Source organism: Bradyrhizobium sp. ISRA464, assembly GCF_029910095.1.
Classification (GTDB): domain Bacteria; phylum Pseudomonadota; class Alphaproteobacteria; order Rhizobiales; family Xanthobacteraceae; genus Bradyrhizobium.
The window spans coordinates 1614050-1633030 of sequence record NZ_CP094526.1; the positions used below are offsets into that span (position 1 = coordinate 1614050).

Annotated in this window: 21 protein-coding genes and 1 riboswitch; of the genes, 7 read left to right on the forward strand and 14 right to left on the reverse strand. The window is 64.5% G+C overall.

Annotated elements, in window-relative coordinates:
* Positions 1 to 68: 68 nt before the first annotated feature.
* The 5 genes from prmB to uvrC form a co-directional block, all read right to left on the reverse strand.
* Positions 69 to 1028 carry a 50S ribosomal protein L3 N(5)-glutamine methyltransferase gene (prmB, locus tag MTX19_RS07580; RefSeq protein ID WP_280983086.1) on the reverse strand — a complete coding sequence of 320 codons (960 nt, stop codon included), beginning with the start codon at positions 1026 to 1028 and terminating at the stop codon, positions 69 to 71.
* Positions 1028 to 1495, reverse strand: coding sequence for a molybdenum cofactor biosynthesis protein MoaE (locus MTX19_RS07585; protein WP_280983087.1), 468 nt, complete (start codon positions 1493 to 1495; stop codon positions 1028 to 1030). Before MTX19_RS07585 ends, prmB begins: the two co-directional genes overlap by 1 nt.
* A gap of 66 nt (positions 1496 to 1561) precedes the next feature.
* On the reverse strand, positions 1562 to 1813 hold the full coding sequence (gene moaD, locus MTX19_RS07590; RefSeq protein ID WP_280983088.1) for a molybdopterin converting factor subunit 1: 252 nt from the start codon (positions 1811 to 1813) through the stop codon (positions 1562 to 1564).
* Positions 1810 to 2439, reverse strand: coding sequence for a CDP-diacylglycerol--glycerol-3-phosphate 3-phosphatidyltransferase (gene pgsA, locus MTX19_RS07595; RefSeq protein WP_280975869.1), 630 nt, complete (start codon positions 2437 to 2439; stop codon positions 1810 to 1812). The genes moaD and pgsA overlap by 4 nt, the downstream gene beginning before the upstream one ends.
* 91 nt (positions 2440 to 2530) lie before the next feature.
* Positions 2531 to 4615: an excinuclease ABC subunit UvrC gene (uvrC, locus tag MTX19_RS07600; RefSeq protein ID WP_280985911.1), complete on the reverse strand. Its 2085-nt coding sequence runs from the start codon at positions 4613 to 4615 to the stop codon at positions 2531 to 2533.
* A gap of 266 nt (positions 4616 to 4881) precedes the next feature.
* Here uvrC and MTX19_RS07605 point away from each other — a divergent pair, with 266 nt between their 5' ends.
* Entirely contained in the window at positions 4882 to 5505 is a 624-nt protein-coding gene (locus tag MTX19_RS07605; RefSeq protein ID WP_280975871.1) for an outer membrane protein, read from the forward strand.
* A 366-nt stretch (positions 5506 to 5871) separates the two neighbouring features.
* Here MTX19_RS07605 and MTX19_RS07610 read toward each other — a convergent pair whose 3' ends face one another.
* The 4 genes from MTX19_RS07610 to MTX19_RS07625 all read right to left on the reverse strand — a co-directional run bounded on the left by MTX19_RS07610 (position 5872) and on the right by MTX19_RS07625 (position 8615).
* Entirely contained in the window at positions 5872 to 6087 is a 216-nt protein-coding gene (locus MTX19_RS07610) for a cold-shock protein (RefSeq protein ID WP_066502379.1), read from the reverse strand.
* A 255-nt stretch (positions 6088 to 6342) separates the two neighbouring features.
* Positions 6343 to 7203 carry a 23S rRNA (adenine(2030)-N(6))-methyltransferase RlmJ gene (gene rlmJ / locus MTX19_RS07615; protein WP_280983089.1) on the reverse strand — a complete coding sequence of 287 codons (861 nt, stop codon included), beginning with the start codon at positions 7201 to 7203 and terminating at the stop codon, positions 6343 to 6345.
* A gap of 114 nt (positions 7204 to 7317) precedes the next feature.
* Positions 7318 to 8007, reverse strand: coding sequence for a ribonuclease T2 (locus MTX19_RS07620; protein WP_280983090.1), 690 nt, complete (start codon positions 8005 to 8007; stop codon positions 7318 to 7320).
* A gap of 143 nt (positions 8008 to 8150) precedes the next feature.
* Complete coding sequence (locus tag MTX19_RS07625; protein WP_280983091.1) at positions 8151 to 8615, reverse strand: hypothetical protein; 465 nt, start codon at positions 8613 to 8615, stop codon at positions 8151 to 8153.
* Between the two features lie 166 nt (positions 8616 to 8781).
* Here MTX19_RS07625 and MTX19_RS07630 point away from each other — a divergent pair, with 166 nt between their 5' ends.
* Both MTX19_RS07630 and MTX19_RS07635 read left to right on the forward strand, forming a co-directional pair.
* On the forward strand, positions 8782 to 9081 hold the full coding sequence (locus MTX19_RS07630) for a hypothetical protein (protein ID WP_280975875.1): 300 nt from the start codon (positions 8782 to 8784) through the stop codon (positions 9079 to 9081).
* Between the two features lie 42 nt (positions 9082 to 9123).
* Positions 9124 to 9654, forward strand: a complete 531-nt coding sequence (locus MTX19_RS07635) for a DUF3617 family protein (RefSeq protein ID WP_280983093.1) — start codon at positions 9124 to 9126, stop codon at positions 9652 to 9654.
* Between the two features lie 165 nt (positions 9655 to 9819).
* Here MTX19_RS07635 and MTX19_RS07640 read toward each other — a convergent pair whose 3' ends face one another.
* Genes MTX19_RS07640 through MTX19_RS07650 form a run of 3 tightly spaced genes read right to left on the reverse strand, consistent with a single transcriptional unit; the run spans position 9820 to position 12467 of the window.
* Positions 9820 to 11205, reverse strand: a complete 1386-nt coding sequence (locus MTX19_RS07640) for an ATP-binding protein (RefSeq protein ID WP_280975877.1) — start codon at positions 11203 to 11205, stop codon at positions 9820 to 9822.
* Positions 11206 to 11214: 9 nt separating this feature from the next.
* Positions 11215 to 11919, reverse strand: coding sequence for a response regulator transcription factor (locus MTX19_RS07645; protein WP_280984722.1), 705 nt, complete (start codon positions 11917 to 11919; stop codon positions 11215 to 11217).
* Between the two features lie 20 nt (positions 11920 to 11939).
* Positions 11940 to 12467, reverse strand: coding sequence for a MarR family transcriptional regulator (locus tag MTX19_RS07650; protein WP_280984723.1), 528 nt, complete (start codon positions 12465 to 12467; stop codon positions 11940 to 11942).
* A 353-nt stretch (positions 12468 to 12820) separates the two neighbouring features.
* On the opposite strand from MTX19_RS07650, the gene MTX19_RS07655 reads away from it, so the two are divergent.
* The 4 genes from MTX19_RS07655 (at position 12821) to MTX19_RS07670 (ending at position 16537) form a co-directional block, all read left to right on the forward strand.
* Positions 12821 to 13900, forward strand: a complete 1080-nt coding sequence (locus MTX19_RS07655) for a branched-chain amino acid aminotransferase (protein WP_280983094.1) — start codon at positions 12821 to 12823, stop codon at positions 13898 to 13900.
* A 244-nt stretch (positions 13901 to 14144) separates the two neighbouring features.
* On the forward strand, positions 14145 to 15692 hold the full coding sequence (gene hisS / locus MTX19_RS07660) for a histidine--tRNA ligase (RefSeq protein ID WP_280983095.1): 1548 nt from the start codon (positions 14145 to 14147) through the stop codon (positions 15690 to 15692).
* Positions 15693 to 15812: 120 nt separating this feature from the next.
* Complete coding sequence (locus MTX19_RS07665) at positions 15813 to 16016, forward strand: tautomerase family protein (RefSeq protein ID WP_211987987.1); 204 nt, start codon at positions 15813 to 15815, stop codon at positions 16014 to 16016.
* 116 nt (positions 16017 to 16132) lie between these two features.
* Complete coding sequence (locus MTX19_RS07670) at positions 16133 to 16537, forward strand: hotdog domain-containing protein (protein WP_280983096.1); 405 nt, start codon at positions 16133 to 16135, stop codon at positions 16535 to 16537.
* A gap of 200 nt (positions 16538 to 16737) precedes the next feature.
* On the opposite strand, the gene proC is transcribed toward MTX19_RS07670, so the two are convergent.
* On the reverse strand, positions 16738 to 17571 hold the full coding sequence (gene proC / locus MTX19_RS07675; protein ID WP_280983097.1) for a pyrroline-5-carboxylate reductase: 834 nt from the start codon (positions 17569 to 17571) through the stop codon (positions 16738 to 16740).
* A 286-nt stretch (positions 17572 to 17857) separates the two neighbouring features.
* A complete protein-coding gene (locus MTX19_RS07680) occupies positions 17858 to 18358 on the reverse strand; it encodes a YbjN domain-containing protein (protein WP_280975883.1) in 501 nt (166 codons plus the stop codon).
* Between the two features lie 445 nt (positions 18359 to 18803).
* A riboswitch (FMN riboswitch) is annotated at positions 18804 to 18955 on the forward strand.
* Positions 18956 to 18981 lie beyond the last annotated feature (26 nt).

Consider the following 18981-nt stretch of genomic DNA (forward strand, 5'->3'; position numbering starts at 1 on the left):
GGAACCGGCTGGAACTGCACACGATTTTCGTCTCGCCCGCGAGTCTCCTGCGCGACCGCCACGCGGGATTAGAGATCGGCGGCGGCGATCCAGAACACCTCGCCCTCGGACTCCTCGGTGTCGAGCCAGAGCAGCGGCAGGTTCGGATAGGCGGCTTCGAGATTGTCGCGGCCGCGGCCGATCTCGCAGAGCAAGCCGCCCTGCGGGGTCAGGTGCTGCTTGGCCTCATCGAGGATGCGGCGAACGATATCGAGACCGTCCGGCCCGCCGTCGAAGGCGAGCTGCGGCTCGGAGCGGCACTCGCGCGGCAGCGACGCCATGCCCTCGGCATCGACATAGGGCGGGTTGGAGATGATGAGGTCGTAACGCCTGTCGCCGAGCGGCTTGAACAGGTCGCCGCGGTAGAGCGTCAGCCGATCCTCGAGGCCATGATCGGCGACGTTGCGCGCGGCGACCTCGAGCGCGTCCCGTGAAACGTCGACAGCGTCGACCATGGCATTCGGGAAATTCCGGCTCGCCAGGATCGCAAGGCACCCGGAGCCGGTGCACAGGTCCAGCACGCTTTCGACCCCGGCGGGATCGCCGATCAGCGAAGTGCCATCCTCGTCGCCGCCGAAATGCGAGTCGAGCAGCTCTCCGATGAAGGAGCGCGGCACGATGGTGCGCTCGTCGACATAGAAGGGCAGGCCGCGCATATAGACCTTGTTGACGAGATAGGCCGCGGGCTTGCGCGTGCCGACGCGGCGCTCGATCAGGTCGAGGATCTGTTTGCCCTCGGCCGCAGTGACGCGCGCGCCGGCAAAGCTATCGAACTGGTCGGGATGCAGATGCAGTGTCTCTGAGACCAGGAAGGCAGCCTCCGCCACCGGATCGGTGGTGCCGTGCGCGAACACGAGTTTTGCTGCATTGAAGCGGCTGACTGCGTAGCGCACGAAATCGAACAGGGTCTGGAGCTCGCCCGCGCCGACCCTGGGCGCCTTTGGCGCCGCAGGGCTGCGCTTCGCCGGCACTTTGCTGCGCTTGGCCATCAGGATTTGGTCCAGCGCGCAGCGGCCGTGTCATCGTGGTCGCGCGCCTCGATCCAGCTCGCGCCGCGCGCGCTCTCCTCGCGCTTCCAGAATGGCGCGTTGGTCTTGAGATAGTCCATCAGGAATTCGGCGGCCTCGAACGCGGCCTGCCGGTGCACTGACGCCGTCACCACCAGCACGATGTTCTCGCCCGGCACGATGCGCCCGAAGCGATGGATGATGGTGAGGCCCTGCAACGGCCAGCGCGCCAGCGCTTCGTCGGCGTGGCGGCCGATCTCGGCTTCCGCCATGCCGGGATAGTGTTCGAGCGTCAGTGCCGCGATCGGCTCGCCCTGCTCGCTGCCGCGGCAGATGCCGCTGAAGCTGACGACCGCGCCGACATCGGTGCGGCCTTCGCTGAGCGCGGCGATTTCCCGCGCAACGTCGAAGTCGGGTTCCTGGATGCGAATGGTCGCAGCGACGGTCATGGGGTCTCTTTTGTTTGACGCGTTTTCTTCGCTCGAACCGGTACCTACTTCGCTGAAAACGCTATCTCAGCCGCCAGTCATCGGCGGGAAAAACGCGATCTCGCGCGCGCCCGAAATCGCCGCGTCCGGCTTGACATGGGCGTGATCGATCGCGGCGCGGATCACCTTGGGTTTCTCGAAGGCATAGGCGTAGCTTTCGCCCCGCGCGGACAGCCAGCCGATCAGGTCGGCGACGGTGCGCACCTCGGCCGGCGGCTCGACGGTTTCGTCCGCCTTGCCGACGCGTTCACGGACCCAGGCGAAATACTTCAGCTTCATCCCTCATCCTCCTTGATGAGGTGGTGGATACCGGCGCGGAAATAGTCCCAGCCGGTATAGATCGTGAGGATCGCCGACATCCAGAGCAGGAACAGTCCAATCATCGTGACGAGCGGCCCCGCAGCGGGCGGCAAGGCCTGGTCGCCGGCCTCGCCGGCCAGCAGGAACCCGATCGCGATCAACTGGATCGTTGTCTTCCATTTCGCAAGCTTGGTGACGGGAACGCTGACCCGCAAGCCCGCCAGATATTCGCGCAGGCCCGAGACCAGGATCTCGCGGCATAGGATCACGATGGCCGCCCATAGTGTCCAGCCATGGATGCTGTTGTCGGCCGCAAGCATCAACAGGCAGGACGCGACCAGGAGCTTGTCGGCGATCGGGTCGAGCATCCGGCCGAAGGCGGATTGCTGGTCCCAGATCCGGGCATAATAGCCGTCCAGATAGTCGGTCACCCCCGCGGCGATGAACACGGCCAGCGCCACCCAGCGCAGCCACAGGGGGCCGTCCAGGATCGATTGCCAATAGATGGCGCCGATCACCACCGGAATGGCGGCGATGCGGGCATAGGTCAGGATATTCGGGAGGGACAGGGTCTTGGGCTGTCCCCGGGTCGTGGCGATGTTCATCCGTCCTACCAATACCGCTGAGGCGAGAAGGTCAACAGTGCGGAACCAAGATGGCCGGTCGCAGGCGACGCCCTGATGACTCGCGTCCCCTTTAACCCGGCTGGGCGTGAAAAAACTCGAAAATCTTGCGGGCGCTTTCGGCGCTGACGCCCGGAACCCTGCCGAGGTCGGCAATCGAGGCCCGCTCGATCTCCTTGAGCGTTCCGAAATGATGGAGCAAGGCACGTTTGCGCGACGGGCCGATGCCGGGAATCTCCTGGAGGCCGGCCTCGCGGATGTCCTTCTTGCGCAGCTTGCGGTGCGAGCCGATCACGAAGCGGTGGGCCTCGTCGCGCAGCCGCTGGATGAAATACAGCACCGGGTCGCGCGGCTCCAGCTTGATGGCCTCGCGGTCCGGCATGAACAGGGTCTCGCGGCCGGCGTCGCGCTCCGGCCCCTTGGCGACCGCCATCAGCGAGACCTGGATCAGCCCGAGGTTCTGAAAAATCTCCCTGACCGCGTTGAGCTGGCCGCGGCCGCCGTCGATGATCACGAGGTCGGGCCATTGCGGGAAGGAATCGTCGTCCGCCTTGGCCTTTGCAGTGTCCTTGGCGGCGTCGCCTTCCGGCGGCTTCAACAGGCGCTTGAAGCGCCGCTCCAGCACCTCGCGCATCATCCCGTAGTCGTCGCCGGGCGTCAGCCCCTCCGACTTGATGTTGAACTTGCGGTACTGGTTCTTCATGAACCCGTCGGGGCCGGCCACGATCATCGCGCCGACCGCATTGGTGCCCTGGATGTGGCTGTTGTCGTAGACCTCGATCCGCTTCGGCGTGTGCGGCAGGCCGAGCGTGGTGACCATGGCCTCCAACAACCGGCTTTGGGTTGCGGTATCCGCGAGCTTGCGCCCGAGCGCCTCGCGCGCATTGGTGAGCGCGTGGCCGACCAGCTCTTTCTTCTCGCCGCGTTTCGGCACGGAGACCTCGACCTTGTATCCGGCCTTGACCGACAACGCGTCGGCGAGCAGCGCGGTCTCCTCAATCTCGTGCGAGAGCAGGATCAGCTTCGGAGGCGGCTTGTCGTCGTAGAATTGAGCGAGGAACGAGGACAGCACCTCTTCCGGCGTGAAGGTCTTCTCGGCCTTCGGGAAATAGGCGCGGTTGCCCCAGTTCTGGCCGGTGCGGAAGAAGAACACCTCGACGCAGGAATAGCCGCCTTCCTGATGGATCGCGAACACGTCGGCCTCTTCGACGGTGCGCGGGTTGATGCCCTGCTGCGACTGAATCGCCGACAGCGCCGCGAGCCGGTCGCGGTAAAGGGCCGCGGTCTCGAACTCGAGTTCGCCGGAAGCCTTCTCCATCTCGGCGGCGAGCAATTCCTTCACGGCATGACTGCGGCCCGACAGGAACTCGGTCGCCTCGCGCACCAGCTCGCTGTAGCCGGGGAAATCGATCTCGCGCGTGCAGGGACCGGCGCAGCGCTTGATCTGGTAGAGCAGGCACGGCCGCGTCCGGCTTTCGAAGAAGCCGTCGGTGCAGGAGCGGATCAGGAACGCGCGCTGCAGCGCCGTGATGGTGCGGTTGACGGCGCCGGCGGACGCGAACGGGCCGAAGTAGCGTCCGGGCCTGGTCTGCGCGCCGCGATGCTTGAGGATCTGCGGCGCCCAATGGTCGCCGGTGATCAGGATATAGGGAAACGACTTGTCGTCGCGCAGCTGCACGTTGAAGCGCGGACGGAGCTGCTTGATCAGGTTGGCCTCGAGCAGCAGCGCCTCGGTCTCGGTCGTGGTCGAGATGATCTCGACATGGGTGGTTGCCGCGATCATGCGCAGGATCCGCGCGGCCAGCGGCGCGTTGGCCCGCGCATAGGACGACAGCCGCTTTTTGACGTTCTTCGCCTTGCCGACATAGAGCACGTCGTTGACGGCGTTGAGCATGCGGTAGACGCCGGGCGAGGTGGGGGCGAGCCGAACCGCGTTCTCGATTGCAGCGTGCCCAGTCTCGAGCGTGCCCTCCACGCCCCCCTCGGCGGCCTCCTCCGCGTCGGGCAGGCGCGCCTCGTCGTCCTCGTCGGCTACAGAGGTTTCGGGATCGACATCGCCCGTCTGGAGCGCCAGGTCGTCTTGCGGCAGGCCGGATTTTGAACCGCGCCGCGCCTGTCGGGGGGGCGGTGTCGGACGCTCGGGAGAATCGTGAACCATGGGCGTAAACTAAGCGCTGGAACGGGCGGTCGCCAGCGCCGGCAGCGCTGGAAAAGAGGGCCGATTGCAGGGGGTTACCAATCCTGCACGCCGCGTGGGGACGGGTGCGTAACGTCTTGTTAAGACTGATAAGCGGCTGGTAACCGTGCCTTAACAGGCCCTTAACTTAAAGCTCTCGATAAACCTTAGAGAAAAAAGTGGAATTCCGTAACCATGCCGGTCGCTCAAGCCGGCAGGTCGCGGCAGTTGCGTGGTGGAGAGTACCGATGACCCGGTTGGTTTTGCGCGTGCTGGCGCTGATCGTCGCAGGCTGGACGACCTCGGCGGCGGCAGCCGATCTCAACTACGGATCGCCCTATACGGTCTATCAGCCGCTCAACGCGTATAGCTGGGCCGGTCCCTATCTCGGCGGCAATATCGGTTACAACTGGGGCTCGATCGACAACAACCCGACCAAGCCGTCCGGCTTCGCCGGCGGTGTCCAGGCCGGCTACAACTTCCAGAACGGCACGCCCTGGGTGTTCGGTATCGAGGGCGACATCCAGGCCTCGGCCGCGGACGATACATTCGCACCCTGGAAGTTCTCCAATCCCTGGTTCGGTACCGTGCGTGGCCGCGTCGGCTACACCTTCAACAACGTGATGTTCTACGGAACCGGTGGTCTCGCCTTCGGCGAGCTGCGCGGCGAGACGTTCGGCGTCTCGGAGACCCACACCAATGCGGGCTGGACTATCGGCGCCGGCGCCGAAATGGGCTTTGCTCCGCACTGGAGCGCCAAGGTCGAATACCTCTATGTCGATCTCGCCACCAGCAACTTCGCGCTCACCGGCGGCGCCGCGAACGGCTACAGCTTCAGCCTGGTCCGCGCCGGCATCAACTATCACTTCTGAGAACAAGAAGACGTCGACCACCAACTCCCGGCTGCGCCTTGCGCGGCCGGGTTTCTTTTTGTGCCGGCGGGACGTCGTGGAAGAGGACGGCATGCATGCGGGGAATCCGACGCAAGCATTCGGTCGGCCGCACGTTTCCAACTCTGCGGAGTCCGCACTCGGGCGGCCGCATCATGCAGGTGATCACGCAGCGAGCACGAGTCGTGTGCCCGGCAGGCAGTTCACACGCAACGCGTCATTCCGCTTTCGTCGTGAGTCCGGGATCACGACGCGATCGCATGCAATCGCGGCACGATCTCAGGTCTCTCGCTCGCGCATGATCCATTTCGGAAGCCAGGCTTCCGATTGTCCGGATCACGCGCGCACTCACGATGAAACCACCAGGTTGACCGCCTTGGGGCCTTTGCCCTTCTTGTCCGGCTCGACCTCGAATGTAATGCGCTGTCCTTCAGTCAGGTCCTTCAATCCCGCCCGCTCGACGGCTGTGATGTGAACGAACACATCGCGGCCGCCATCATCGGGCTTGATGAAGCCGTAGCCCCGCTCTCCGTTGAAGAACTTGACTGTCCCAGTCATGGCCATCGGGAAACTCCTCCCCCGTATTGCTCCACCGCTACGCACGCCGCGCAGCGGTTGACCGACATTCGCTTGTCGGAAGCTTGGCCACCTGAACAGGCCGGCGTCACGCCGCCGGTCTGCCTGGATTTATCTCGGCCTTGTCACTCCGCCGCAACCATTCGCGGAAGCGGAACGTAAAGCCAGTCGTAACAGCATGAGCATAATACGGTTCCGCGCAGATTGACTACGCTCAAATCGCACTTTTCGGTGGGCGCCGGATTAAGGTTTTGGCGTTTCAAGTCTGAAGCGGGCTGCACCGCCCTGGCCTAACGGCTTCTCGAGTTCGGGCAGGATGAGCTTCAGCTCGCTCGCCAGCGTCCACGGCGGATTCACCATCAAAAGCCCGGTGGAAACGAGGCCGCCGCCCGTTTCCTGCGGTGCTACGCTGAATTCCAAACGCAAGCACTTGCCGGCCGGTTTGCTTGTTGCGGCCGCCGCGGCCACGCTGTGCGCGAGGTCGTCTGTGGCCCTCCGGGATTTTACGGGGTACCACAAAAGATACGTGCCGGTCGGCCACTTTGCGAACGCTTCCGAGAACCCTTTTGCCAGCCGCTCGAACTCGTCCTTGGCCTCGAATGGCGGATCGATCACCACCAGGCCGCGCCGCTCGTTCGGCGGCACGAACGCAGGAAGCGCCGTCCAGCCATCGAGATCGACGACGCGGGCCTGCGTGTCGCGCCGCAACGCGTCGATCAGTTGCTTGCGTGCCGTTGGCTCGATCTCGCAGGCGGTGAGGCGATCCTGCGGTCGCAGCAGCGCGTGTGCGATCAAGGGTGAGCCGGGATAGGTTTTCAGCTCCGCCTTCGGATTGAACGCCCTGACGATGTCGAGATACGGCGTGACCAGCGGCTGCGCCTTGTCGGAGAAGCGCGCCTGCATCAGGCGCGCGATGCCGGTGAGCCATTCGCCGCCGCGCTGCGCTTCGCTCGACGTCAGATCGTACAGCCCGGCGCCGGCATGGGTGTCGATGACGCGGAACGCCGCCTGCTTCTCCTGCAAATAGGTAAGCATGCGCACCAGCACGATGTGCTTGATGACGTCGGCGAAGTTGCCGGCATGAAAGGCGTGACGGTAGTTCATGCGATAGCCGTTACCACGTCGTTGCGAGCACGGCGACATGTCCGCCGTCGCTCGCTGAGCACCGGCGGATGCGGGCGCCGCCGACGCTCGTCACAGTGGCGGGAATGCTAAGTCCTAGCCGCCACGCATCGGCGGCATCAGCACCTGGTCGCGGCGGCAGGCGCGGCGATCGATCTCTTCGCAGGAACGGAACTGGAGATCCTTGCTGAGGCAGATCCGCACCTCGCTGAGCCGCCTGCTGTCGCAGGTGACCGCGATCGCCGAGCTGCTGAGCCCCGGATTGACCTTGATGAATGCGGCTTCCAGATCGTCGGGCGAGATCGTCTTCGGCTCCGACAATTGCAGAAACTCCTCGGGGATCTTCACGGCGGCGCGCGCCTTGCGGATGGTCGCGAAATAGGCGCGCTCGCCGAGGCCCGAGCAGGTGCCGTGCTTGTCCCATTCGTTGTAGATCAGGCCGGGCGCCGGCATTAGGTCGAGCATCGAGCTCATGATGCCGCGGGCGAGCCGCGGCGAGGGCCGTTGGCAGTATTCCGGGAAACCGCGCTCATATTGCGGCCACAAGCCGTGCACCACAAAGGAGTACGGCCGTCCGCCGCACTGGGCCTGCGTGCCGCGGCCGTTGTTGCCGCGTTCGCTCGCCGCCTCGCAGAAGGATGGCGACCACGACAGCGACAGCACGTAAAAATCGAACTCACCCGGTGCGTTCTGTCGGCGATCCTGAGCCGACGCCGTGACCGTAGTGCATAGGACCAAGGCTGCAATTGAAACCAGAAATCGGGAAATTATGGCCAACCGATGCATCAAACGCTCCCTCACTCGACGGTTTAGAACCTAGCAGGCGACCAGAACATTTCAAGAACAAATGCGTCATCCGCCCGCGAGCGGACGGCTCGCGGACGCTGGCTCGTCAATCTGGTGGGGAAATCAGGGTCCTGGTGGGGAAATCAGGGTCGCGCGGCCCGGCAGGAGGGGTTGTAAGCCCAGTCGCGGTCGAGCCCGCTGACGCACCATTCGACACCCTGGTTGAAGCCGGCGAAGCCGCCGTCCTCGATGATCGAAAAGTGCACTTTGCGCATCTTGCCGTCGCTCAGCATCACGTTGCCGGAGCAATAACGGCGCGGGATATTGTCGGATTGCCAGGGACGGAAGGCGGTCTCATGGATCCGGTCGTAGCCGGTGATCACCAGCGGTGAATTCCAGAAGGTGGCTTCCTTCTCATGGAATTGCTCGCTGATGACGGGGAGGGCGCTCTCGCAGGGGGCGACGTTGCCGTCATAGCGCGGCCCGGACAGCCAGAAATTCAGCTCGAACGGGTTCGCAGCCTGCGCTGTCCCCCCGGAGGCTAGCAGGCCGAACACGAGCGCGGCACCAACACCGAGCTTTTTGGCTGACATGAACAGGTCGCGCATGGGAATCCACCCGATAATCCGATGTGGCGGACGGTGCCGTGAAGCCCCGACAAGGTCAAGTGCAGCGCGGCAACACCTGCGGAGAAGTCCACTTCGGCGAACCGCGCGTTCTTTTCACGACCGCCGGCGCGCTCTATGTTGGCTACAGGCGGAAATGGAGTCTCCGATGCGAAGGAAATTGGCCGCGTGCCTGGTTGCCGTTTGCGGGATGCTGGCCGTCGTGCCGGCGCGGGCCGATTGGCTGCAGCCGGTACCGCCGTTCAAGGGCAATGATACCGGCGGTATTATCGCCTACTCGCTGGCGATGCAGACCGATGCGCGGCTGCTCGCCGTCGATCACTGTGCCTCCTACGGCAAGGTGGTGAAATTCCTCTCCGTGCAGTCCTATCCGGGTGGCTACATCTCGTTTGCCTGCCGCTGGGTGCCCTACGGCTCCGCACATCGGCCGTTGCGTACGCGCTACTGAGCGCCGTCGAACCCTGCGATCGGTAACCGGGAGTCAATCGCTATGGCGCGACGTCTTGCTTTGCTTGGTTCGGCCGTTTGCCTGGTGTTGTCGGCCGGCGCTGCCAGCGCGGTCGATCTGCCGACCCGCAAGGCGGGCCTGTGGGAGATGAAGATGGTCAAGACCGGCTCGTCGATGCCGGAAATGACCATGCAGCATTGCACCGACGAGTCCACCGACAAGGAGATGAGCACGACGGCCGCGCCGATGGCGAAGCAGGTCTGCTCCAAGCAGGACATCCAGAAGACTGCCACCGGCTATGTCAGCGACAGCGTCTGCGGCGTCGCCGGTGTGACGGTGACCTCGCATGCCGAGATCGCCGGCGACTTCAACTCGGCCTATACCGTTAAAAGCACCTCGCACGTGGAGGGCGGCCCGTCCGGCGCGCGCGACAGCACGACGATGATCGAGGCGAAGTGGCTCGGCGCGTGCAAGAGCGACCAGAAGCCCGGCGACATGATCATGCCCGGCGGCATGAAGATGAACGTCAAGGACATGGAAAAGCTGAAGGGGCTCCTGCCCAAGCAGAAGTAGGGTGCCGCACTCAGCTGTTGCCGCGCGCCTGAATTTTATCTCCGTCATGCTGAGGAGCGCGCAAAGCGCGCGTCTCGAAGCACGCCGGCCCGGACGGTGGCCGTGCATCCTTCGAGGCTCGCAAGCGCTCGCACCTCAGGATGGCGGATCTGCCTCAGATACTCGCTACACCGGCACCCGCACGGCTGCTCGCAACCCGCCCATCGGACTTTCGCCGAGCATGATATCGCCGCCATGCGAGCGCGCGATGTCGCGCGCGATCGCAAGTCCAAGCCCGCTGCCGCCTTCGTCCTGGTTGCGGGCATCGTCGAGCCGCAGGAACGGCTTGAACACCTCTTCGCGCATGTTTGCCGGAATGCCGGGCCCGTCGTCGTCGACGGTCACGGTGAGATAGCGGTGGTCGCGATGGCCGGTGATCGAGATCGTGTTGGCATGGCGCGCCGCATTGGAGACGAGGTTGCCGAGGCAGCGCTTGAACGATGCCGGTTTCACCGTCACGACCGGCAGGCCGTGGAACGCTACCGTCGCGGTATGGCCATGGCGTTCGGCGTCGCTGCGCAACTCCTCCAGCGCCATCGCCATGTCGGTCGGCTGCGCGACCTCGCCGGAATCGCCACGGGCGAAGGCGAGATAGTCCTCCAGCATCATCGACATCTCGTCGACATCCTTGCGCATCGCCTCGATTTCGGGGCCTTCGCCGAGCAAGGCGAGCTCCAGCTTGAAGCGTGTCAGGATGGTGCGCAGGTCATGTGAGACGCCGGCCAGCATCGCGGTGCGTTGCTCGATCGAACGCTCGACGCGCGCCTTCATCTCGATAAACGCCTGCGCCGCGCGCCGCACCTCGCGCGCGCCGCGCGGCCGGAAATTCGGCGCCTCGCGGCCCTTGCCGAAGCTTTCGGCGGCATCGGCGAGTCTGAGGATCGGCTTGATCTGGTTGCGCAGGAACAGCACGGCGACGATCAAGAGGATGGTCGAGGTGCCGAGCATCCAGAAGATGAAGATCTCCGAATTGGAGGCGTAGGCTGCGCTGCGCTGGGCGAAGATCCGCATCACCGCATCGTCGAGCTGCACGCGGATCTCGACCAGGTTGGAATTGCCGACGGTGTCGATCCAGAACGGCCGGTTGATCTGCCGCCCGAGCTGGACCGACAGCGTCTGGTCGAGCAGCGAGAAGAACGGCTTCGGTCCCGGCGGCGGCATGTCGCCCGCGGGGAGGAAATCGACCACGAGCTGCAGCTTCTGGGCGATGTGGCGAAGCTGCGCGCGGTCCTTGTCCTGCGGATAGTTCTTGTAGACGTCGATGAGCGCGGCGATGTCCGATACCACCGCGGCTGACAGGCGTCGCGTCACCGTGTTCCAGTGCCGCTCCATGAACACGAACGCGACCACGGTCTGCAGCACCACCATCGGCACGATCATGATCAGCAACGCGCGGGCATAGAGGCCGGTCGGCATCCAGCTCTTGAACGCATTGCCCATCCAGCCATTGGCCTTCGACACGCGCTGCGACGCGTTGCGGATCAGGGTCAGGCCGGAGTCGAGCGTGCTCATGGACGGGCTTTAGGGAGTGGCCACCAGACGATAGCCGATGCCGCGCACGGCCTGCAGGAACAGCGGATTGGCGGGATCGTGCTCGATCTTGCGGCGGAGGCGGTTGATCTGCACGTCGACCGCGCGCTCGTTGACGGTGCCGCCGCTGGTCAGCGCTGCGCGCGGCACCGTCTCGCCAGGGGTAGAGGCAAGGATGCGCAGCATCTCGCGCTCGCGGTCGGTGAGGTGGATGATCTCCTCGCCCTGACGCAGCTCGCTGCGGTCGATGTGAAAGACGTAGGGACCGAACGCGATCTGCTCGACGGCCGCGACCTGCGGCGGTGCGGTGCGCTTGAGGATATTGCCGATGCGCAGCACGAGCTCGCGCGGCTCGAACGGCTTGGCGACATAGTCGTCGGCGCCGATCTGAAGGCCCTCGATGCGGGCTTCGGCCTCGTGGCGGGCGGTCAGCATGATGATCGGCACCGACGAGGAGGAGCGGATGAAGCGGGCGAGATCGAAACCGTTCTCGCCGGGCATCATGACGTCGAGGATGAGGAGGTCGAAGTGCAGCCCCAGCAGCTTGGCGCGCGCGTCGCTGGCGCTCAGCGCGGTCGTGACGCGGTAGCCTTCGCCGCAAAGAAAACGCGACAAAAGGTCGCGAATGCGTCGGTCGTCGTCGACCAGGAGGAGATGCGGTGCGTCGTCGGCCGGCTCGGCCGGAGGCCGCACCATCGTTGCAGTCTGCGCCACGGTCACTCCCTTGTCTTTCTGCCGCCGCCGAAGATCGCTTCGAGCACCTTGTCGGGGTCGTCGCGATCGATCATCGCGCGCAGGAACTGGCGAACGGTCTCGATGCCGGCGGCATCGATACCGGTGACCGCGCGGTTGATGCGGTCGGTCTGTAGCCCGGCGAGCCTGGCGACCAGCGCCTCGCCCTTGGGCGTCGCATAGAGCAGGCGCTGCCGGCGATCATTGTTGCCGGTCTTCTGCACGATGTAGCCTTCGTCGAGCAGCTGCTTGAGCACGCGCCCGAGCGACTGCTTGGTGATGCGCAGCACGTCGAGCAGGTCGGCGACCTTGAGCCCGGGATAGCGAGTGACGAAGTGAATGACCCGGTGATGGGCACGGCCGAAGCCGAACGCTTCCAGCTCCTGGTCGGCGTCGCCGACGAAATCGCGGTAGGCGAAGAAGAGAAGCTCGATAATGTCCCAGCGCAGATCGCGCGCGCTCGCTGCAGGAGGCGAGGTGTCGCTTCCCTGCGAATCGGGTTGGGCAGCCATGCCTGGGAAATTTATGTCAGCCATGTTGACGTATCTTGGGTTCAATGTTACAAAACTGCTTGTCGCGACGAAACATTAGGTCGTTTTGTCCCTGACAACGTTTGAGGCGGCCTGAAAGAGCCAGCGATGGCGGTTTGGGCCGCAAATTGGACTACCGTGCGATTGTCGAGCGGCATTTCGGCAAACATACTGGACTTCAGCATTCCGCAAAAGCATGTCTAAACGGCATGTTGGCGCCGGAAGCCGGCTTCAGGGCTGGCGATGGTGGAGTCCGGACCAACCAAGCCAGCAGGCCCCGGGGAAACAGGCCGGCGCCAGACATCGCGCCGGTTGCGAGAGCGGAAAGCAACAAAATGAGTTTGAAATTCGAAATCCAGCCGACGGTGAACCCGACGCCCGACAAGGAGCGCGCGGCCAAGCTCGTGGATCCGGGCTTCGGCCGGGTTTTTACCGATCATATGGCCATCGTCCGCTACAATCAGGCGAAAGGCTGGCATGGCGCGCGTGTCGAAGCCCGCGCGAATTTTCCGCTCGATCCGGCCGGCGCGGTCCTGCACTACGCACAGGAAATTTTCGAAGGTCTCAAGGCCTACAAGCGCGACGACGGCGGCGTGAACCTGTTTCGGCCCGACGCCAATGCGCGGCGCTTCCACGACTCGGCCGAGCGCATGGCGATGGCGCCGCTGCCGGAGCCGGTGTTTATCGAAGCGGTCGAGCAGCTCGTGAGGATCGACCGGGCCTGGATCCCGGGCGGCGAGGGCAGCCTTTATCTGCGGCCCTTCATGATCGCGAGCGAGATCTTCCTCGGCGTGAAGCCGTCGGCCGAGTACATCTTCTCGGTCATCGCTTCTCCGGTCGGCTCATATTTCAAGGGCGGGCCCGCGCCAGTGTCGATCTGGGTGTCCGAGAACTACACCCGCGCTGCGATCGGCGGCACCGGCGCCGTCAAATGCGGCGGCAACTACGCCGCGAGCCTGCGCGCGCAGGCCGAGGCGATCGATCACGGCTGCGATCAGGTCGTGTTCCTCGATGCGGTCGAGCGTCGCTATATCGAGGAGCTCGGCGGCATGAACATCTTCTTCGTGTTCGACGACGGCTCGCTCTCGACGCCGCCGCTCGGCACGATCCTGCCCGGCATCACCCGCGATTCGATCATCGCGCTCGCCAGGGATACCGGCACGCGCGTGCGCGAGCAGCCCTATACGATCCAGCAGTGGCGCGCGGACGCCGCCAGCGGCAAGCTGAAGGAAGCCTTCGCCTGCGGCACCGCGGCCGTGATCTCGCCGATCGGCAAGGTCTGCTCCGCGAGCGGGGATTTCCAGATCAACGGCGGCGTGGCGGGTCCGGTCGCCATGGGGCTGCGCAAGAAGCTGGTCGACATCCAGTACGGCCGCACCAACGACCCGCATAACTGGATCAGAAACGTCGCGTAATCGGCGGTTTGGCGTGAGGCAGGCAGGCTCTCTCACGCCCTCGCCCCGCTCTTGCGGGGAGAGGGTGGGGTGAGGGGAAGATCCGCACCGGGACTCGCCGTGAGCCTCCTTTCCCGGAATTCAAACGGGCTTGAATTCCGGCCTCTCGCCGCAAGCGGGGCGAGCAGCCGGATGCCTTGCTCCGCGCCGCCTCGGCTGATAACCCGGCTGTAGGTCAATACTGACTTACAGCCGACGTTAAGACATGGCCGAGAAACCCAAAAAACCGCAGAAACTGAAGGCGCGGCTGCCGCGCGGGCTGGAGGATCGTGGCCCGGCCGCGATCAGCGCGACGCGGCAGATGGTCGAGAAGATCCGCGCCGTCTACGAGCTCTATGGCTTCGAGCCGGTGGAAACGCCGGCGATGGAATACACCGACGCGCTCGGCAAGTTCCTGCCCGACCAGGACCGTCCCAACGAGGGCGTGTTCTCGTTCCAGGACGACGACGAGCAGTGGATCTCGTTGCGCTATGACCTGACCGCGCCGCTCGCGCGCTATGTCGCGGAAAACTTCGATCACCTGGCGAAGCCGTATCGCTCATATCGCTTCGGCTACGTGTTCCGTAACGAGAAGCCCGGCCCCGGCCGCTTCCGCCAGTTCATGCAGTTCGACGCCGACACGGTCGGTTCGGCGACGCCGGCCGCCGATGCCGAAATCTGCATGATGGCAGCCGACACGATGGAGGCGCTGGGTATTCCACGCGGCTCCTATGTCGTGAAGGTGAACAATCGCAAGGTGCTCGACGGCGTGATGGAGAGCATTGGTCTCGGCGGTGATAACAATGCGGCGAAGCGACTAACGGTGCTGCGCGCGATCGACAAGTTGGACAAATTTCCGGTCGAAGAGGTCGAGAAGCTGCTTGGTCCCGGTAGGTGGGACGGCGGTGAAGAAGGAAAGGGAGACTTCACGGCAGGTGCCGGACTCGACTCTCGCGGAATATCGCGCGTGATCAATTTCACCGGCTGGAAAGGCGATCCCTCGTCCGGCTCTAAGAGTGAACTTGGTTCGAACGAGGTTACAATTGCAAACTTCGAAAAAGCAGTGGCAGGGAACGCGCTGGGCCAAGAGGGAATTGCCGAGCTAGCGCAAATAAAAGAACTGGTCGGCGCGGCTGGCTATGGCGAAGACAGGATCATGATCGATCCCTCCGTCGTGCGCGGTCTCGAATACTACACCGGCCCGGTCTACGAGGTTGAGCTGCTGCTCGACACCAAGGACGAGAAGGGCCGTGCCGTGCGGTTCGGCTCGGTCGGCGGCGGCGGCCGCTATGATGGTCTCGTCTCGCGCTTCCGCGGCGAGCCGGTGCCCGCGACCGGCTTCTCGATCGGCGTGTCGCGCCTGCAGGCCGCGCTGACGATGCTCGGCCAACTGGATACGCGCGCCGAATTCGGTCCGGTGGTCGTCACCGTGTTCGACCGCGAGCGCGTCGCCGATTACCAGAAGATGGTCGCGCAGCTGCGCAGTGCGAACATCCGCGCCGAGCTCTATCTCGGCAATCCGAAGAACATGGGCAACCAGCTCAAATATGCCGATCGCCGCAACTCGCCCTGCGTGATCATCCAGGGCTCGGACGAGAAAGCGCGCGGCGAGGTGCAGATCAAGGATCTGATCGAGGGCGCCAAGGCTGCGGCGGCCATCGCCTCGAACCAGGAATGGCGCGAAACGCGCCCCGCGCAGTTCTCCTGCACGGAGGCCGACCTAGTCGCCAAGGTCCGCGAGGTCCTGGCGCGGCATGACGTAACGTGGGGATAGCCATTCCAACGTGACGCGATGCCCGGCCTTGTGCCTGATCTCCGCGTCTTGTTTGATGGTGAAGAACGTGGATGGTCGCGACAGTCCCGGCCACGCCATGCAACGCAAGGGAGAGAGTAGATGCCTGAGATCACCGTCAGCATGGCCGCCGGCCGCACCGAAGAGCAGAAGCTCGGCATGATGCGTGACATCACGCAGGCGCTGGTGAAGAACCTCGGCGTCGATGCGGAAGCGGTCGTGATCCAGATCAATGAAGCGCCGCTGCATCACAAGATGAAGGGCGGCAAGTCCTTCGTCGAGCGCGCGGCGGCTGCGAAGAAGTGATGCGTTAGAGTCATTTCGGGGCACCGCGGCGAGGGCCGAACCCGGAATCTCGATCTACAATTTCCGGATTCCGGGTTCACGCTTCGCGTGCCCCGGAATGACGTCTTGGGATATCAATGGACGCACGCGACTTCATCAAGATCGGCATGAGCGCCGAGCGCATGCTCGTCGTGCCACCGGAGCGCACGGTCGGGCATTTCGTGCCTGATATGCCGATGGTCTACGCGACGCCGATGATGATCCTGGAAATGGAGATGGCGTCGGGCGATGCCATCCGTGAGGTGCTGCAGCCCGGTTGGGTTACCGTCGGCACCGAGGTCGACGTCCGGCATCTCGCCGCAGCTCTCGTGGGCGCCACGGTGCGGACCACGGCAAAAGTGATCACGGTCGAGCGCCGCGTGATCCGCTTCGAGGTCGAGGCCTTCGAAGGCGCGCGCAAGCTCGGCGGGGGCCGCCATGCCCGCGGCCTGATCAACGTAGGGAATTTCAACCGAAGACTTGCCGGAACGTCAGCGCAGTAGCTCGGCAAAGGACCGCTCGCGCTGTCCGCCCTGCAAACTCGTCATGCGCGGGCCTGACCCGCGCATCCATCAACGAAGAAGCTCTCCCTGCGAGATGGATTGCCGGGTCCCGTCTACGCCAGGGCTCCGACGAGGCCAACAGTCTCGGGCGCGCCGAAGCCTTGGCGAAGGCGGCAAGCCCGGCAATGACGGAGGATGCGTTACTTCGCCAATTCCTTCGAACGCCTGGTTGCTGCAGCGATGGCGCGGGTCATCAGCGGCTGCATCCCGTCCTTGGCCATCAGCACCTCGAGCGCCGCGGCCGTGGTGCCGCCGGGCGAGGTGACATTCTGACGCAAGGTCGCGGACGGCAGGTCCGAGCGATGCAGCAGCTCGCCGGAGCCTGCGACAGTCGCCCGCGCCAGCGTGGTTGCGAGTTGCTCCGGCAGGCCGGCCGCGACGCCGGCGCGGGCCAGCTCTTCGGCGAGCAGGAACACATAGGCCGGGCCGGAGCCGGAGACCGCGGTCACTGCATCCATCAGGCTTTCATCCTCCACCCATTCGACGAGCCCGGTCGCCTGCAGCAACGCGTTCGCCGTGGCGCGCTGTGCGGCGGTCACATTCTTCGCCGGCACCGCGACCGTGATGCCGCGGCCGATCGCTGCCGGCGTGTTCGGCATCGCGCGCACTACCGCGCCGCCGCAGACCTCGTCCAGCGCCGAGATCGTTGTGCCGGCCATGATCGAGACCACCAATGTCGAGGGGCCGACGAGCGCCTTGAGTGCGGCTCCGGCCTCGCGGAACGACTGCGGCTTTACTGCGACGACGAGTGTATCGACCGTCCCGACATCCTGAGCCTTCGGGTTGAGGCGGACGCCCTGCGCGGCAAGTGCGGAAATCTCAGGCGAAAGATGCGGGTCGATCACTACGACCCGCCCGGGCGCGAGCCCTTGCGCGAGCCAGCCGGTCAGCATCGCGCCGCCCATCTTGCCCGCGCCCGCAAGCGCGATGGTGCCGGTGGTGTTCTTCAATGCGCTGCTTGTGTTCACGGGCATCTCCACCAACTCTGTGTTGTCCCGGCGAAAGCCAGGCCCCCCGCGTGGGCGCCCTGCGCTCGTCGCGATACCACAGGCGGTTCTAGTGAAGCGCAGGAAGGGCGACAAGCACTCAAATGTCATTGCCGGGCTTGCCGCGTTCGCCAAGGCTTCGGCGCACCCGAGCCTGTTGGGCTCGTCGGAGCCTTGGCGTAGACGAGACCCGGCAATCCATCGCCGCGGAAGGCTCTTGCCGGATGGATGCGCGGGTCAAGTCCGCGCATGACGATGGTGTGCGCGGAAGCCCTTAGGCCTCGCCCTCGGTATCGAACATCGCGGCCGACATCGCCTCGGCGGCCGACTTGCCGGCCCAGACCACGAACTGGAACGCCGGGTAGTAGCGCTCGCAGGCCTGGATCGCGTTGACCAGCATGCTCTCGCATTGCGAAGCGGACGCGGTGAGGCCGCCGGGCAGCACCAGCGCCTGGCGATGCATGATCATGCCGGTGTGGGTCCACTGGTCGAAATGGCCGACCCACAATTGCTCGTTGATCGCGGCGATCAGTCGCTGCACCTCGGCGCGTCGCGCCTGCGGAATCTTCATGTCGAAGGCGCAGGCGAGATGCAGCGCCTCGATCTCACCCATCCAGGTGAAGGAGAGCTGATAGTCGATCCAGTCGCCCTTGGAGACGATCGTCACCTCGTCGTCGCCGGAACGCTCGAACGCCCAGTTGTTGTCAGTGGCGATATCCTCGACCACCGCAAGCGGATTGCTCCGGGAATCGATAATGCCTTCGAGGAGGGACATACCGTCTCGACCCTTGTTCTTATGATCTGTTGATACGCACACGGAAGCCGGCAAGCGCGACAAACTGCGTCGTGGCCGAGTGCAGCTCCTGAAACGGGCTTCCGGATGCCCCTGGACCTGACGCGAATGAAGTGATGTGATTTGCGGAATCCGCGCAACCGCACGCCGAGTCCGTCCACAGCCAAAGCGCGCCTCGTCCACAGCTGATCGCGATCGCATCTGTAAAATTGAGAACAAATCGGAATCGAAGCGGGTTGGTAACGAATTGTTAACCATCTGCTTGTGCTTCGCCGCGCCGCTGAATCGGGCGCCCGGAGACCTCAAACGTGGCCGGAAGACGCGCAACGCGCTCATGGGGACATGCCAATTCCCCATGTCGAAGCATCTTGCCCGCCTGTCGCGTATTGGTCATATTTGCTGCCAGGCACGTCCATCCTGGGCGTGCCGATGTTCTCAGGGCGGGGTGGAAATCCCCACCGGCGGTAAGGGCGATCACCCCAAGCCCGCGAGCGCCTTCCTCCTGAACTGGGGGAAGGGTCAGCAGATTCGGTGCAATTCCGAAGCCGACGGTTACAGTCCGGATGAAAGAGAACGGTTGCGGCAGCCCGCGCGGATTCGCGTGG